The following is a 13,866-nucleotide window of genomic DNA, read 5'->3' on the forward strand; positions in this document are numbered from 1 at the left end:
GATCGCTCGCTCCCCTGCTGCCAATCAAATCCAGAACTTACGGCCCTCCTCGCGGAGGGCCGTTTTTCTATTTGGGCAGAAGCTTTTCGATGGCGTCGAGATAGCCGACGAAGGCGGTGCGGCCCTGGTCCGTGATGGTGACGCGCGTCAGGGGTTTGCGTCCGGCGTAGGTCTTCTCGATCTCGACGTAGCCCGCCTCCTCCAGCTTGCGCAATTGGACCGAGAGGTTGCCGTCGGAGGCCTGCAGCTTGGCCTTGAGCTCGTTGAAGTCGGCGTGCCCCGCCCCGGCCAGGTAGGCCATGACGCCCAGCCGCAACCGTCCATGGATCACGTCGTCGATCCGGCTGATGTCGAAATCGTCGCTCATGACTTGTGTTCGTCCATCGCCAGCTTGATGCCGGGCACGGTGAGCAGCATCAGCAGACCGGCACCCATCACCAGCGTCAGGTACGGCGTATCGATCAGAAGCGCGATGATGAACGCGAACAGATACGACGCCAGTCCCGCAAAGAACATCCAGCTCCGTCGTGCCAGCGCGCCGGACGCGAACCAGGCGGTGCCGTAGAAGGCGTAGATCACCGGCACATAGGCGGCCTGAACCACCGGACTATGCAGATCGCGCGCGATCAGGATTGTCGTCAGAAAGCAGACCATCACGCCGGCGCCGCACGCCGACCAGACGACGCCGAAGGTTGCGTTCTGGGCGCTTGCGACCGGCTTGTTGCCGCGCATCAGGCGGAAATACATCGCCAGCCAGAAGGCCGTGAAGATCAAGCTGGCGCCGATCCACAACGGCCCTGCGCCGATCCGGAAGGGCACCAGCCCGTTCTGCATCGCCCCATCCATGAAGCTCGCCGCCCCGAACACCACGCCGGCACCGGCGAGGAAAATGCCGCCCATGATCGGGCCCTTGCGGCCGCTTTCGGCCATCTGGCGCAGGAACGAGATGTCTTCTTGCAGGGAAGTCTGGTCGCCCATAGTCGAGTCTCCGTTGCTGAGGTTGTTTTAAGCCTGACCGGCAATGCCGCGCCAGATGCCGCCTGCGAGCGGCCGCTTGGCGGCCCCCGCCAGAAGCACCAGCGTCGCGACGATGCCGTAGATGAACTCCGAGGTGCCGACCTCGACGAGATGCGCCGAACGCACCGCCCAGGGGAAGAACGAGGTCGGATAGAGAAGCTGCGCGGCCGTCATCACCGAGAACAGCAGACCCATCACCAGCGCCCTCCGCGCCAGCGAGCCCTTGAGTCGGGTGACGATAAACAGCGCGATGATCGCCCACAGCGTGCCGCGCAGAATCTGGAACAGCACCGTGGGGACGAACGCGATGTGGATGCCGTTTTCGTAATAGGCCCGCACCGCCGCACTCTGCCAGGCGATTAAAAAGCCGGCGCCGTAATAGAGAACGACGTAGATCGGAGCCATGATCGCGATGCGCCGCGTCAGGGTGGTGGGCACCGGCTGGGCTGCGGAGGGCTCGGGCCGGAACAGCAGCGCGCCAACGAACGCCGTGACGGCCGCCGAAATGGCGCTCATCGCAGTGATCTGGCCGACCGCCACGAGCGGCAGCTTCAGGCTTTCGTTGAACCACAGCGTCTCGATCTGCATCATCGCGCTGCAGATGAGGAAATTGGCGGCGAACAGCAGCACGAACAGACGCCAGCCTCGCACGCGCGCGGTCGCGGCGATCGCCGCCAGGACCACGGCGAACAGCGCATTCACCACCAGCATCGCCTGCCCGGACGTCAGCGGCCCGTCCGCAATGGCCGGCGGCAAATGGATCGGGATCGCGATCCCGCCCACGATGGTTCCGGAGATGGCGGCGAGCCACAGAGCGAAAGTCTTCAGGACCAGGAGCGGAACAGCGAAAGCGGACGCGCGCGGAGCGGCGTTCATAGTGAGATCGGTCATCGGGTTCTCCAAACCATCGAACTGGGGTTGAGCGGGAATGGGGCGTCAGCGACGCGCGGCTCGGCACTGCCGGATTGAAGAAGCTGCTCGGCCATCAGCACGGCGAACAACACGGCCGACGGCACCGCGCGGCTGACGAGGACGCCCTGCAACCGCGCCGCGACGTAGATCGCGACGGCGGACCACACGACGCCGCGGAACGGTCCGAACATTGGCTGCGGCCGGATGGACGTCGCCTGCGCAACCATCGCTGTGAGGATCGCGGCGACCAAAAGCGCCAGCCACAGCGCTTCGGTTTTCAAAATCCACTTCACCGCCGTTTCCGGCAGGGTTTGTTCCGCTTCGGCTGTTCCGGCCGCCACAATCGTGCGCATGGGCTCTGGGCCTCTCCAATCTTGGGCAAACCATAGCGAAAGTACTTCATAATGTAAAGTACTTCATCAGCATCCAACTCCCAGACTGACTGCCGCATGCCAAGGCTTTGAAGTTAAAAACTCTTTCCTTGCAGAGCGGACCTGTTCACTGTGCGCGGCGCAAAAAGTGGCGTGTCTGAAATCGGGACGCCGCACCGGAATCGAAGAAAAGAGTGGGGACCCTGCCGTGAGTACTGGCGCGAAGAAAGTCACCGAGATGACGGTCCGGGGAATTCTCCTCGGCATCGCCATCACCGTCGTGTTCACGGCGGCGAACGTCTACATCGGGCTGAAAGTCGCCCTAACCTTCGCGACCTCGATCCCGGCGGCGGTGATTTCGATGGCCGTACTCGCCGCCTTCAAGAATTCCTCGATCCTCGAGAACAATATCGTGCAGACGGTCGCTTCGGCCGCTGGCACGCTGTCGGCGATCATCTTCGTCCTGCCGGGTCTGGTCATCATCGGCTGGTGGACGGGCTTTCCGTTCTGGACCTCGTTCGGCATCTGCGCCGCGGGCGGCGTGCTCGGCGTTCTGTTCACGATCCCCTTGCGCCGCGCGATGGTGACGACCTCCGACCTGCCCTATCCCGAAGGCGTGGCGGCAGCGGAAGTGCTGCAAGTCGGCGCCAAGGCCCGCGAAGAAAAGAGCGCCGATTCCAACGAAGGTCTGCTCGCGGTGGTCTGGGGCGCGGTCGGTGCCGCGGCGATGTCGCTGATTACGGCCAGCCGTCTCGCGGTCGGCGAAGCAGCCGGCGCCTTCAAAGCGGGGCCCGGTTATTCGAGCTACGGCATGCAGTTCTCGCTGGCGCTGATCGGCGCCGGCTATCTCGTCGGCCTGTCGGTCGGCGTCGCCATGCTGTTCGGCATCTTCATCGCGTTCGGCGCGGCGCTGCCCATGCTCACCAGCCAGACACCGTTCGCCGGCGGCGATATCTCGGCTTTTGTCGAAGGCATCCGTTCCCGCGAGGTACGCTTCATCGGCGCCGGCGCCATTGCGGTCGCCGCGATCTGGACCTTGACCAAGCTCGCCGGCCCGGTGGTGAGCGGCGTCATCTCGACCATGGGCGCGCACAAGGCTTCCAAAACCGCCGGCGGCGATACGCGCGATGTCGACCTGTCGCCGGTCTGGATCGTCGTCCTCACCGTCGCTTCGCTCACCTTGATCGGCTTTCTGCTGCAGACCTTCCTGGCCGGCACACCACTCGCCGCCTCGACCGCCAAGCTGATCTGGACCGCCCTGCCCTTCATCTTCATCGTCGGCTTCGCGGTCGCCGCCATCACCGGCTACATGGCAGGCCTGATCGGCGCTTCCAACAGTCCGCTGTCGGGCGTCGGCATTCTCGCCGTCCTGTTGTGCGCCGTGTTGTTCGTGGCTGTCGTGGCACCCGGACCCGGCGAACGCAAAGCGCTGGTGGCGTTCGCGCTGTTCGCCACCGCCATCGTGTTCTCGATCGGCACCATCGCCAACAACAACCTGCAAGACCTGAAAACCGGCCAACTCGTCGGCGCAACGCCGCGGGCGCAACAGTGGGCCCTCATCATCGGCGTGATCGCCGGTGCGCTGGTGATCCCGCCGGTACTGAACCTGCTCAACCAAGCGAGCGGCTTTGCCGGCGCTCCGCATCTGCCGACCCAGGTCGGCGCACCGCTCGGCGCACCGCAAGCGAACCTCATCGCCGCGTTGGCGCAGGGCGTGATCGAGCAGAACATCCCGTGGATGCGCATCATCCAGGGCGGCGCGATCGGCGTCGGTCTGGTGATCCTCGACGAAGTGATGGGCAAGCTGAAATGGATCCGCCTGCCTCCGCTCGCGGTCGGCATGGGCATCTATCTGCCGATGGCGGTGACGCTGCCGGTGGTGATCGGCGCCGTGATCGGCCACTTCTACGATATGTGGGCCAATCGCCGGAAGGACCCCGAACATCCCAAGCGCCTCGCGGTGCTGGTGGCGTCCGGCATGATCGTCGGCGAAAGCCTGTTCGGCGTGCTGTATGCCGGCCTGATCGTCGCGGCCCAAGTCGGGTACATCAAAGTCGCCGACGCGGGTGCTCCGCTGGCGCTGGTGGGTGCCAACTTCGCACCCGCGACCGCCGTCGCCTGGGGCGTGTTCGGCGCGATCATTGCGCTGCTGTATGGATGGGAATTACGCCGCGTAAAGAGATCTTCTTGAATTAGACAAAGCAGGCATCGCTGAGCTGCCTGAAATGTGTGCAAAACGTAGAGACAGCCGCGGTTTTCTCGCGTCACACCGACGCACAACGGCGGCTGCAGCCACCTTTTCTTAGAATCTCCGCGACTAGAATCCGCGCGCCACTAAACGTCGGATTCGAAGTTTGAGTATTCCGGGCTTCCGGCTGAAGGAGATCACTGTCCGAGGCATCCTCCTCGGCGCCCTCATCACGTTCGTCTTCACCGCGGCGAACATCTACATCGGCCTGAAGGTCGCGTTCACGTTCGCCACATCGATTCCGGCAGCCGTGATCTCGATGGCGGTGTTGTCGGTGTTCCGGAATTCCTCGATCCTCGAGAACAACATCGTGCAGACGATGGCGTCGGCGGCGGGCACGCTGTCGGCGATGGTATTCGTGCTGCCCGCCCTCGTCATCGTCGGCTGGTGGAGCGGCTTTCCGTTCTGGACCTGCTTTGCGGTATGCGCCAGCGGCGGCGTGCTCGGCGTCCTGTTCACGATCCCGCTTCGCCGCGCCATGGTGACCAATTCCGACCTGCCCTATCCCGAAGGTGTCGCCGCGGCGGAGGTTCTCGAAGTCGGCCACATGATCGGTCCCGATGCCAAAGGCGAGACGCGTGTCGGATTGCGCGCCGTCATATTCGGCACGCTGGCGTCGATCCTCATGGCGATCCTGCAGGCCACGCGTTTGATGTCGACCGAATTGAGCAGCTTCTTCCGCGTCGGTCCGGCGGCGACGAGTTTCACGATGTCGTTTTCGCTGGCGCTGTTGGGCGCCGGCTATCTCGTCGGATTATCGGTGGGTCTGGCGATGCTGCTGGGCGTCGCCATCGCATGGCTCGGCGCGGTGCCGATCCTGTCGCTGAGCATTCCGCAGAACGGCGCGCCTCTGACGAGCTACGTCACTGGCATCTGGTATCATAATGTGCGCTTCATCGGTGCCGGCGCGATGGGCGTAGCGGCGCTGTGGACCCTGCTGAAGTTGATCGCGCCGGTGGTGCGGGGCGTCGTCGCTACGGTAAAGGCTTCGCGCGTTTCCAAAACCGCCGGTGACGATCGCGACCGCGATCTGTCGCCTCGATGGATTATCGCCTTGACCGTTGTGTGCCTGACGGTCGCCGCGTTCCTGCTCAACGCCTTTCTCGGTCGCACGCCGTTCGCCGGCAATGCCTGGAGCCTGACGGCCTACATTCTCCCCTTCATCGTGATCGGCGGGTTCGCCGTCGCGGCGGTGACGGGATACATGGCGGGCCTGATCGGCGCTTCCAACAGCCCGATTTCCGGCGTCGGCATTCTCGTCATCCTGATTTTCGCGACCCTGCTGGTTTCGCTCGTCCACGCCTCGGCGGCGAACACCCAGCCGCTGGTGGCGTTCGCCCTCTTCACCACCGCCATCGTCTTCGCCACGGCGACGATCTCCAACGACAACCTGCAGGACCTCAAGACCGGTCAGATCCTCGGCGCCACGCCGCGGGCGCAGCAGATCGCGCTCATCATCGGCGTCGTGGCCGGCGCACTGGTGATCCCGCCGGTGCTGAACCTGCTCAACCAGGCCAACGGCTTTGCCGGCGGACCGCGGCCCGACAGCGCCGTCGGCGCGGCTTTGTCGGCGCCCCAAGCCAACCTCATCGCGACGCTGGCCCGCGGCGTGATCGAGCAGCACCTCGATTGGCAGATGATCGGCATCGGTGCCGGTATCGGCGTCGTGCTGGTGGTGCTCGACGAATTTCTCGGTTACCGCAAATGGATGCGTCTGGAGCCGCTGGCGATCGGCATGGGCATCTATCTGCCGATGGCGGTGACCATGCCGGTGGTGATCGGCGCCGTGCTCGGCCACATCTACGATCGCTGGAGCGCCAAGCCGCGGGTCGGCCGCCGCGGCCGCACGCCCGAACAGTCCAAGCGTCTCGCCGTCCTGATGGCCTCGGGCATGATCGTCGGCGAAAGCGTGTTCGGCGTGGTCTATGCCGGCATGATCGTCGCCACCGGCAAGGCCGCGCCGCTCGGCATCATCCGCGAAGGCTTCGGCCCTGCCGCCGCCATCGGCTGGATGGTGTTCGCGCTGATGATCCTGGAACTCGGCGGCTGGCTGGCGCGCCGGGCACGAACCTAACCATTCTGTCGCCGCGCGATCAGCGCCTTCATTTCGGCGATCTGGACGAACTGACCGTCCGGCGACAGTTCCGCTAGGGCTTGGCGCAGATCGGCTTCGAACGCCGCCGCGCGCTCGCCGAGGGTTTGGGCCGAGGTCACCGACAGCGACTGCGCGTACCCGACGATATCCTCGACCGTCAATTCGCGCCGGACGATCACACCGGCGGTCTCAAGCACCGGAAACGGTGATTCGAGCAAAACGGACTCATGCGAGCGGTGAACGGGATCGGCGCGCTCCATTCTGTGGGGTGATGAGTCGGCGCCGTAGCGGTGCGCGACGGTGTCCAGCGCGGTCCGCCAGCGGTTCTCCACAGAATTCGGAAACTCGTCGTCGAACAGCGCCAGGGCGCCGCCGGGCGCAACCATCCGGTCGAGCGCCTTGACGGTTTCCGCCCGGTCCATCCAGTGGAACGCCCGCCCGATGGTCACCAACCGGAAAGGTCCGATCCCCGGCGGCAGCTCGAAGGAGCTTCCGGCCAGCACCCGGACCGGCAAATGAGCCTGTTTTGCTGCATTTTCCAGCGCTTCGCACATCTCCGGCTCGGGATCGACGGCGGTGACCGCCATGCCCTTGCGGGCAAACGGCAGGGCCAGAAGCCCCGGTCCGGCACCCAGATCGAGGACGGAATCACCCCGCTCCAGCCCCGCCAGGGCGATGACGCGCCGGATCAGGCGGTCGGGATAGCCGAGGCGAAACCGCGCATAGACCGCTGCGGTGGAGCGGAACCGGCGGGGTTGAAAATGACTGGGAGGTGGCATGCTCCGATCCAACGTTTGGCTTTGCGCGCAAGGCCTTTATACTGCACCCAGCATTCTTTGAGCCCAAGCCATGGCGAACATCGCACTCGTCGACGACGACAAGAACATCCTGGCCTCCGTCCAGATGCTGCTGGAGCAGGAGGGTTATCACGTCCGAACCTTCACCGACGGCGCCTCGGCGCTCACGGCCCTGACGGCGACGCCACCGGATTTGGCGGTCCTGGACATCAAGATGCCGCGTATGGACGGCCTCGAACTGCTCCGGCGGCTGCGTCAGGTGCAGGAAAACATCCCGGTGATCTTCCTCACCTCCAAGGATGAAGAGATCGACGAACTGATGGGTCTCAACGCGGGGGCCGACGACTACATCCGCAAACCCTTCTCGCAACGCCTGCTGCTCGAGCGCGTAAAGGCGGTGCTGCGCCGCGCCGAAGCCCACAAGGCCGCGCCCGCCGGCACGCCGGAGGCCAAGAAAGAGGCCCTCATCCGCGGCAAGCTGGCGCTCGATCCGCAGCGTCACGAATGCACTTGGGACGGCAAGCCGGTACGCCTCACCGTCACCGAGTTCCTGATCCTGCAGTGCCTTGCCCAGCGCCCCGGCTTCGTGAAGAGCCGCGACAGCCTGATGGACGCCGCTTACGACGATCAGGTCTATGTCGACGACCGCACGATCGACAGCCACATCAAGCGTCTGCGCAAGAAATTCAAGCAGGTCGACGACAGTTTCGAGGCGATCGAGACCCTTTACGGAGTCGGCTACCGGTATCGCGAAATCTAGTTCTCGCGGTCCGGCGGATTACGTCGGATGAAGTTTCTCGGCCACAAGGGTGATCCCCGCCACTCCGTTCTGCGCTGGCGCATCATCCTCCTGAATACCATCGTGTTCGCGGTTCTGATCGCGGGCGTGACATGGGTGCAGGCTAGCCGTGCCAATCTGGTCGACGAACGCCAGACCGGCGTGGAAGAAGAAGCGCGCGTGGTCGCCTCGACCCTGGCCGAATACGCGACCCTGAGCGAAGGGCGCGGCATCAACGTGCAGAGCGCTTCCGAGCTGTTGCGTGACCTCGTCGGCCCGACGCGCCTCCGCGCCCGCCTCTACGACACCGACGGCCAGCTCATCGTCGACACCCGCTACATCCTCTCGCGCAATGCGGTGCAGGTCGCCGAACTGCCGCCGGTGGACCGCTGGAGCCGCTTCAAGCAGTGGATCGAAGACCTTTATGAATCGATGATGGGTGTGCGGCCCAATACCCATTACGAGCCCTATCTCGAAGGCGGTCAGGACGGGCGCATCTATCGCGAGGTCAACACCGCCCTCGAAGGTCAGACAACCTCGACCAAGCGCATCGACGAGCACAACAAGCTGGTGCTGTCGACCGCCGCGCCGGTGCAGCGGTTCAAGGCGATCTACGGCGTCCTGTTCGTCTCGACCGAAGGCGGCGACATCGACGAAATCCTGCGCCTGGAGCGCACCAAGCTGATCGAAGTGTTCGCCATCGCCACGCTGATGATGCTGATCGCCTCGCTGTGGCTGTCGTGGAACATCGCCGAGCCGATGCGCCGCCTCGCCGAAGCCGCCGACCGGGTGCGCCGCGGCAAGGCCGGCCGCGAACAGGTTCCCGACATGTCGAAGCGCGGCGACGAGATCGGCGAACTCGCCGAAAGCATGAGCGCCATGACCCGCGCGCTCTACGACCGCATCGACGCCATCGAGAGCTTCGCCGCCGACGTGGCGCACGAGTTGAAGAACCCCCTCACCTCGCTCAGAAGCGCCGTCGACATGTTCGCCCGCGCCACCGACGAGGAAAGCCGCATGCGCCTGCTCGGTATCGTGCGCGCCGACGTCAAACGCATCGACCGCCTCATCACCGACATTTCCGACGCTTCGCGGCTCGACGCCGAGCTGAGCCGCGAAACCGCGACCCCGGTCGACATCGCCAAGCTTTTGGAGACCATCGTCGAGATCTATCAGATGATGGAGCTGCCGCGCGGCGTGAAGATTGCGCTCAAGCTCTCGCTGCCGCCCGATGCCGCCGTGATGGGCCGCGACGAGCGCCTCGGTCAGGTGATCCGCAATCTGGTCGACAACGCAGTATCGTTCAGTCCCAAGGACGGCACGGTGGCGATCTCGGCCCACACCGATCCGGGCTGGGTGGTCATTACCGTCGACGACACCGGTCCCGGCATTCCGCCCGACAACGTCGAAACCATCTTCAAGCGCTTCTACACCGAGCGGCCGCAGGATCACGATTTCGGCAAGAACTCCGGCCTCGGCCTCTCGATCGTGCGCCAGATCACCGAAGGCACCGGCGGCCGCGTCTGGGCGGAAAACCGTCCCGAAGGTGGTGCCCGCTTCGTCGTGCAACTTCCACTGGCAGCGCCGTGGAACTGACCGTTAACATTCACGCGACGGCGCTGCGGCTTGGCAGGGCGGGCGCGGCGTTCGGCGCTCCGGCGTCGTGCGGGGTCCTCTTGATCGGCAAAAGCGGCAGCGGCAAGTCCGATCTGGCGCTGCGGCTGATGGCGGCCGGTGCCCGGCTGGTGGCCGACGACCGTACCGATCTGTACGTCTCGCGCGGGCGTCTCTACGCAAAACCGCCTAAGCGGATTGCCGGATTGCTGGAAGTCCGGGGTGTAGGCATCCTGAAAGTTCCTTACGACACGAAAACGCAGGTCACATTGGTCGTAGAACTCGGAAAAGCCGGCCCGCGCCTGCCCGAAACCCTCACTTTCCGCCCGCCTGCGGCCCTGCGCCTCCCCCCGGCGGCAGCGCCACCGGTTATAAGCCTTCGCGCTTTCGAGGCTTCAGCTCCGGCCAAGATAGCGGCCGCGGCGGCAGCCTACGCCAAGGGCTTGCATCGCGAAGACATCAACCCAATTTAATGCTTATCGGGCCTAGAATAGTTCTCTATCCTTCGGGCTCCCTCTGGACAGGATCATGATCGGTATTGTTCTCGTTACCCATGGCCGGCTCGCCCATGAGTTCATTTCGGCCATGGAGCACATGGTCGGACCGCAAAGCCATCTGCGTGCCGTCTGCATCGGCCCCGAAGACGATATCGAACGTCGCCAGCGTGAGATCGCGGCGGCGGTGAAATCCGTGGACCTCGGCGACGGCGTGGTGATCGCGACCGACATGTTCGGCGGCACGCCGTGCAACCTTGCGCTGACGCTGCTCGAGAAGGGCAAGATCGAAGTGCTGGCGGGCGTCAACCTGCCGAGCCTCATCAAGCTGTGCGACGCGCGTACCAAGCAGCCGCTGGAAGTGGCGGTGAACGACGCCATCGAAGCGGGCCGCAAATACATGCGCGCCGGCTCGGCCGACCTGTTCGGCGGAAACTCGTGATGTCGCGCGTCTCATCCGAAAACCGCGTTGCACTTTTCGGGGCGCGCAGGTTTGAATTGTCGCGCGCCCGGTCCGAAAACCGCGTTGCACTTTTCGGGGCGCGCTTGTGATGCCCATGTCCTGCAGCAAGGCAACGGCGAAGATCGTCAACAAGCGCGGATTGCACGCGCGCGCGTCCGCCAAGCTGGTGGAATGCGCCTCGCGCTTCAAGGCGCACATCACGGTGTCGAAGGACGGCCAGTGCGTCGACGCCCGCTCGATCATGGGTTTGATGCTGCTCGCCGCCCCCATCGGCACCGAAATCGAAGTCTCCGCCGCCGGCGAAGACTCCGCCGAAGCCCTCACCGCCATCCTGGCGCTGGTCGAAGCGAAGTTCGGGGAAGACTAGAATCTTGCTTCCGCCGGTGCCGCGGTCGACTGGCGCACGATCACTTTGTGCGGGAATACCATCGCGGCCGGCTCGACGCCTTCGTTGCGGATCAGCGCGGCGACTACGGCTTCGGTCATCTCGGTCAGCGGTTGGCGGCAGATGGTAAGGCGCGGCCACATCGCCTGCGAGAACAGGGAATCGTCGAACCCGGCAATCGACAGGTCTTCGGGAACGCGCAGATTGAAGCGCAGCGACGCGGCGAGCACGCCCGCGGCCATGTCGTCGTTGGCGGCGAGGATCGCGGTTGGCCGTTCGGGCAGCGACAGCAGCACATCGCCCGCATCCATGCCGGATTTATAGGTGAACTCGCCCGGCAGGCAGAGGCTTTCGTCGACCGGCACCTTCCACTCGGCCATGGCGCGCCGGAAACCGGCGAAGCGGGCGCGCGCGTCGGCGTGATCGTACTCGCCGTGCACGAAACCGATGCGGCGGTGTCCGAGGCTGAGCAACAGCGCGGCCATGTCGTACCCGGCTTGAACGTTGTCCATGTCGACGTCGATGAAGCCCGGCATCGACCGCTCCGGCGAATAGCGTGCGATCGGCGTGTCGGTATGCTTCAGCGCTTCGATCAGGCCGTCATGTTCGCTCAAGGGCGGCGTGAGAATGCCGCCGGCGAGATCGGACTGCACCATCAGGCTTTGCACCTGACGCGCCAGATTGGGGCTCGACGGCTCCACATATTCGATGACCAGATGGTAGCCTTCCTTCTGGCAGGTCTTCAGGATCTCCATCTGGATGCGCGCGATGTAGTTCGAGCCGATGGCGTTGCCGTCGCAGAACAGGCCGAGCATGAAGGAACGATGGCTCGCCAGCCCGCGCGCGAGCTGGTTGGGATGATAGGCCAGCGCGTCGATCGCATCCTGCACCCGCGCCCGCGTCTCCGCCTTCACTGCCGGCAGATTGTTGAGCACCATCGACACGGTCTTGATCGACACGTGCGCCCGCTTGGCCACGTCGTAGATCGTGACGGCCTTGCGTTTTCTGGTGCGGGGAGCGGCTTCATCCATCGACGGACTGTAGCACAGCGCGTCTTGCGGGCTATGCTACGCGATGTCGTGCCGCCGCCCTTTTGGGATAGGAGGCGACAGAAATGATCCCACCTCGTTAAGCACATCCCCAGAGCGATGGCCGCGTTCCTACTCGGCAGAGGCGATCAACCGCCAGAACACCCCCAGTCTGAAAGCTCACCCCGCCTACTTCGGCCAGGGCGGCACCGGCTTGGAATCGCCCGGTTTGATGGGATCGAGGTGCGCCTTGATCTCGGCATAGTGTGGATCTCCCGGCCGATATACTAAAATCGCGTCCCCGACGGCTCCATCGCCCCGAGCCATCAACTGCAGTGTGATGACGCCTTGGGCATCCATCGTCCCGACACCAATGCTCGCCCGACGTGTACCGGCGCACGCCACCGCAACAAACAGCACCATGGCGGCAATAATGGTTCTTTTCACATTCCAGCCCGCGTCTTGATCTGCCGCCATAACCATAGCCCGAGTGCGAGGACCGCAAAAACTGCGACGGCGACTGGCAACGATACCGCCGCGAATAACTCCGCGGAATAGACGATATCGACCTGCCCTGTTAGGGGGTCGAAGTATTCGCCTTGATTGTTGTTCTGAAAAGCAATCCACAGGACGACGGTGCCGGAAACGCTACCGAGCAGCCCCGCAATCAGCGCGATGATGGCCAAGCTTCTTCGCATCTGCCCCCCGACAGAGGTCATAACAAGCCGTTGAGAATAGGCACGCGAGCCTGCCTATCGCTCCAACCGCCAGAACGGCACCACTTTCTCGATCTCGAAACCCAGGCTTTGCGCCAGATGCAGCGAACCGGTGTTTTCTTGCCGGCAGGCCCAGACCGGCGTGAGGCCGCTCCCAAGGCATTTGCGGATCATTGCCACGGCGACGGCGCGTGCGAGGCCCTGCCCCCGAAACGCCTCGCGCGTCTCGATGCCGATTTCCAGCCAATCGTCGAAGCGCGTCGCGGCGAAGGCCATGGCGCCCACGTCACCGTCTTTTTCCGCCATCATGCCGCCGCCGTGATCCTGGAATGCGGCGAAATCCTTCCAAAACGCGCACGGCGTGACGTGGACATCGGACAGATCGTATGCGGCCTCAATCAGCGGCCGCACCGTCCAGCCCGGCGGCACCGCGTGGGCGGCGTAACGGCTTTCGAAAACGGCGCGGTTGAAGCGGAAATTCACGCGGTGGAAGCGCTCGGCCCGGAGCTTTCCGTCCCAATCGAGATGCGCCCAGCGCGGATCGACCTGCAGCCACTCGTCCCGCACGCGATAAGCGCCCGCGTTGAGATGGTCGATCAACGCCGGAAAAGCGTGATCCACGCCCTCGCCCCACACCAGGCTCATGCCGTAATCGTGCAGCGCATGGGCGGCACCGCCGTCACGCCACACGCGTCCGCCGCTCACGCCCTCCAGCACCGCGCGCGCGAAACCGGTGAAGATCGGCACGTCCTTCAGCGGCGGAAGGCTCGGATAGGATTGGGTGGGAAATTCGATCACGGCAGCACCTCTGGAAGCCGTTTAACCAAGGATTTCCAGCCGGCGGAAGGCGACATGAAGGGCGAAGATGGACAAATGATAACACTGTAAATTTCACTTGCGTGTTCTCTATATGTTCTTCATACTCATCGGCGCATTTTGGAATGGAGA

16 protein-coding genes are annotated in these 13,866 nt (G+C 64.2%); 7 read left to right on the top strand and 9 right to left on the bottom strand.

Features of this window, described 5'->3' with window-relative positions:
• Nucleotides 1-67: 67 nt before the first annotated feature.
• The 4 genes from FHS84_RS04970 to FHS84_RS04985 are packed head-to-tail and all read right to left on the bottom strand — an operon-like array spanning nucleotide 68 to nucleotide 2,282.
• Complete coding sequence (locus FHS84_RS04970) at nucleotides 68-367, bottom strand: winged helix-turn-helix domain-containing protein (protein ID WP_166931096.1); 300 nt, start codon at nucleotides 365-367, stop codon at nucleotides 68-70.
• Nucleotides 364-978, bottom strand: coding sequence for a hypothetical protein (locus tag FHS84_RS04975; protein WP_166931099.1), 615 nt, complete (start codon nucleotides 976-978; stop codon nucleotides 364-366). Before FHS84_RS04975 ends, FHS84_RS04970 begins: the two co-directional genes overlap by 4 nt.
• Before the next feature lie 27 nt (nucleotides 979-1,005).
• A complete protein-coding gene (locus tag FHS84_RS04980) occupies nucleotides 1,006-1,908 on the bottom strand; it encodes a hypothetical protein (protein WP_166931102.1) in 903 nt (300 codons plus the stop codon).
• A complete protein-coding gene (locus tag FHS84_RS04985; RefSeq protein WP_166931105.1) occupies nucleotides 1,905-2,282 on the bottom strand; it encodes a hypothetical protein in 378 nt (125 codons plus the stop codon). The genes FHS84_RS04980 and FHS84_RS04985 overlap by 4 nt, the downstream gene beginning before the upstream one ends.
• Before the next feature lie 256 nt (nucleotides 2,283-2,538).
• Here FHS84_RS04985 and FHS84_RS04990 point away from each other — a divergent pair, with 256 nt between their 5' ends.
• Both FHS84_RS04990 and FHS84_RS04995 read left to right on the top strand, forming a co-directional pair.
• Nucleotides 2,539-4,491, top strand: coding sequence for an OPT family oligopeptide transporter (locus FHS84_RS04990; protein ID WP_243850737.1), 1,953 nt, complete (start codon nucleotides 2,539-2,541; stop codon nucleotides 4,489-4,491).
• Between the two features lie 154 nt (nucleotides 4,492-4,645).
• Nucleotides 4,646-6,622, top strand: a complete 1,977-nt coding sequence (locus FHS84_RS04995) for an OPT family oligopeptide transporter (RefSeq protein ID WP_166931854.1) — start codon at nucleotides 4,646-4,648, stop codon at nucleotides 6,620-6,622.
• Here FHS84_RS04995 and FHS84_RS05000 read toward each other — a convergent pair.
• Nucleotides 6,619-7,422 (bottom strand): class I SAM-dependent methyltransferase, encoded by an 804-nt coding sequence (locus FHS84_RS05000; protein WP_166931111.1) that lies wholly within the window; start codon nucleotides 7,420-7,422, stop codon nucleotides 6,619-6,621. The two genes, FHS84_RS04995 and FHS84_RS05000, sit on opposite strands and share 4 nt — an antisense overlap.
• Before the next feature lie 70 nt (nucleotides 7,423-7,492).
• On the opposite strand from FHS84_RS05000, the gene FHS84_RS05005 reads away from it, so the two are divergent.
• The 5 genes from FHS84_RS05005 (at nucleotide 7,493) to FHS84_RS05025 (ending at nucleotide 11,156) form a co-directional block, all read left to right on the top strand.
• Nucleotides 7,493-8,200, top strand: coding sequence for a response regulator transcription factor (locus FHS84_RS05005; RefSeq protein WP_166931114.1), 708 nt, complete (start codon nucleotides 7,493-7,495; stop codon nucleotides 8,198-8,200).
• A gap of 27 nt (nucleotides 8,201-8,227) precedes the next feature.
• Nucleotides 8,228-9,814: a stimulus-sensing domain-containing protein gene (locus FHS84_RS05010; RefSeq protein WP_166931117.1), complete on the top strand. Its 1,587-nt coding sequence runs from the start codon at nucleotides 8,228-8,230 to the stop codon at nucleotides 9,812-9,814.
• Between the two features lie 80 nt (nucleotides 9,815-9,894).
• A complete protein-coding gene (locus FHS84_RS05015) occupies nucleotides 9,895-10,305 on the top strand; it encodes an HPr kinase/phosphorylase (protein WP_208393701.1) in 411 nt (136 codons plus the stop codon).
• A 55-nt stretch (nucleotides 10,306-10,360) separates the two neighbouring features.
• Nucleotides 10,361-10,768: a PTS sugar transporter subunit IIA gene (locus FHS84_RS05020; protein WP_166931120.1), complete on the top strand. Its 408-nt coding sequence runs from the start codon at nucleotides 10,361-10,363 to the stop codon at nucleotides 10,766-10,768.
• Nucleotides 10,769-10,883: 115 nt separating this feature from the next.
• Nucleotides 10,884-11,156 (top strand): HPr family phosphocarrier protein, encoded by a 273-nt coding sequence (locus FHS84_RS05025; RefSeq protein ID WP_166931123.1) that lies wholly within the window; start codon nucleotides 10,884-10,886, stop codon nucleotides 11,154-11,156.
• On the opposite strand, the gene FHS84_RS05030 is transcribed toward FHS84_RS05025, so the two are convergent.
• The 4 genes from FHS84_RS05030 to FHS84_RS05045 all read right to left on the bottom strand — a co-directional run bounded on the left by FHS84_RS05030 (nucleotide 11,153) and on the right by FHS84_RS05045 (nucleotide 13,716).
• A complete protein-coding gene (locus FHS84_RS05030; RefSeq protein WP_166931126.1) occupies nucleotides 11,153-12,205 on the bottom strand; it encodes a LacI family DNA-binding transcriptional regulator in 1,053 nt (350 codons plus the stop codon). The genes FHS84_RS05025 and FHS84_RS05030 overlap by 4 nt on opposite strands.
• 186 nt (nucleotides 12,206-12,391) lie before the next feature.
• Nucleotides 12,392-12,679 (bottom strand): hypothetical protein, encoded by a 288-nt coding sequence (locus tag FHS84_RS05035; protein ID WP_166931129.1) that lies wholly within the window; start codon nucleotides 12,677-12,679, stop codon nucleotides 12,392-12,394.
• On the bottom strand, nucleotides 12,646-12,888 hold the full coding sequence (locus tag FHS84_RS05040) for a hypothetical protein (protein ID WP_166931132.1): 243 nt from the start codon (nucleotides 12,886-12,888) through the stop codon (nucleotides 12,646-12,648). The genes FHS84_RS05035 and FHS84_RS05040 overlap by 34 nt, the downstream gene beginning before the upstream one ends.
• 66 nt (nucleotides 12,889-12,954) lie before the next feature.
• A complete protein-coding gene (locus FHS84_RS05045; RefSeq protein WP_166931135.1) occupies nucleotides 12,955-13,716 on the bottom strand; it encodes a GNAT family N-acetyltransferase in 762 nt (253 codons plus the stop codon).
• Between the last annotated feature and the right edge of the window lie 150 nt (nucleotides 13,717-13,866).

Origin of the sequence: Rhizomicrobium electricum, from assembly GCF_011762045.1 — a bacterium.
Classification (GTDB): Bacteria; Pseudomonadota; Alphaproteobacteria; order Micropepsales; family Micropepsaceae; genus Rhizomicrobium; species Rhizomicrobium electricum.

Bases quoted from the DNA above. Each gene is read 5' to 3' on its own strand.
- FHS84_RS04970 (WP_166931096.1), bottom strand. From the start codon at position 367: ATGAGCGACGATTTCGACATCAGCCGGATCGACGACGTGATCCATGGA.
- FHS84_RS04975 (WP_166931099.1), bottom strand. From the start codon at position 978: ATGGGCGACCAGACTTCCCTGCAAGAAGACATCTCGTTCCTGCGCCAG.
- FHS84_RS04980 (WP_166931102.1), bottom strand. From the start codon at position 1,908: ATGACCGATCTCACTATGAACGCCGCTCCGCGCGCGTCCGCTTTCGCT.
- FHS84_RS04985 (WP_166931105.1), bottom strand. From the start codon at position 2,282: ATGCGCACGATTGTGGCGGCCGGAACAGCCGAAGCGGAACAAACCCTG.
- FHS84_RS04990 (WP_243850737.1), top strand. From the start codon at position 2,539: ATGACGGTCCGGGGAATTCTCCTCGGCATCGCCATCACCGTCGTGTTC.
- FHS84_RS05000 (WP_166931111.1), bottom strand. From the start codon at position 7,422: ATGCCACCTCCCAGTCATTTTCAACCCCGCCGGTTCCGCTCCACCGCA.
- FHS84_RS05005 (WP_166931114.1), top strand. From the start codon at position 7,493: ATGGCGAACATCGCACTCGTCGACGACGACAAGAACATCCTGGCCTCC.
- FHS84_RS05010 (WP_166931117.1), top strand. From the start codon at position 8,228: ATGAAGTTTCTCGGCCACAAGGGTGATCCCCGCCACTCCGTTCTGCGC.
- FHS84_RS05020 (WP_166931120.1), top strand. From the start codon at position 10,361: ATGATCGGTATTGTTCTCGTTACCCATGGCCGGCTCGCCCATGAGTTC.
- FHS84_RS05025 (WP_166931123.1), top strand. From the start codon at position 10,884: ATGTCCTGCAGCAAGGCAACGGCGAAGATCGTCAACAAGCGCGGATTG.
- FHS84_RS05030 (WP_166931126.1), bottom strand. From the start codon at position 12,205: ATGGATGAAGCCGCTCCCCGCACCAGAAAACGCAAGGCCGTCACGATC.
- FHS84_RS05035 (WP_166931129.1), bottom strand. From the start codon at position 12,679: ATGGCGGCAGATCAAGACGCGGGCTGGAATGTGAAAAGAACCATTATT.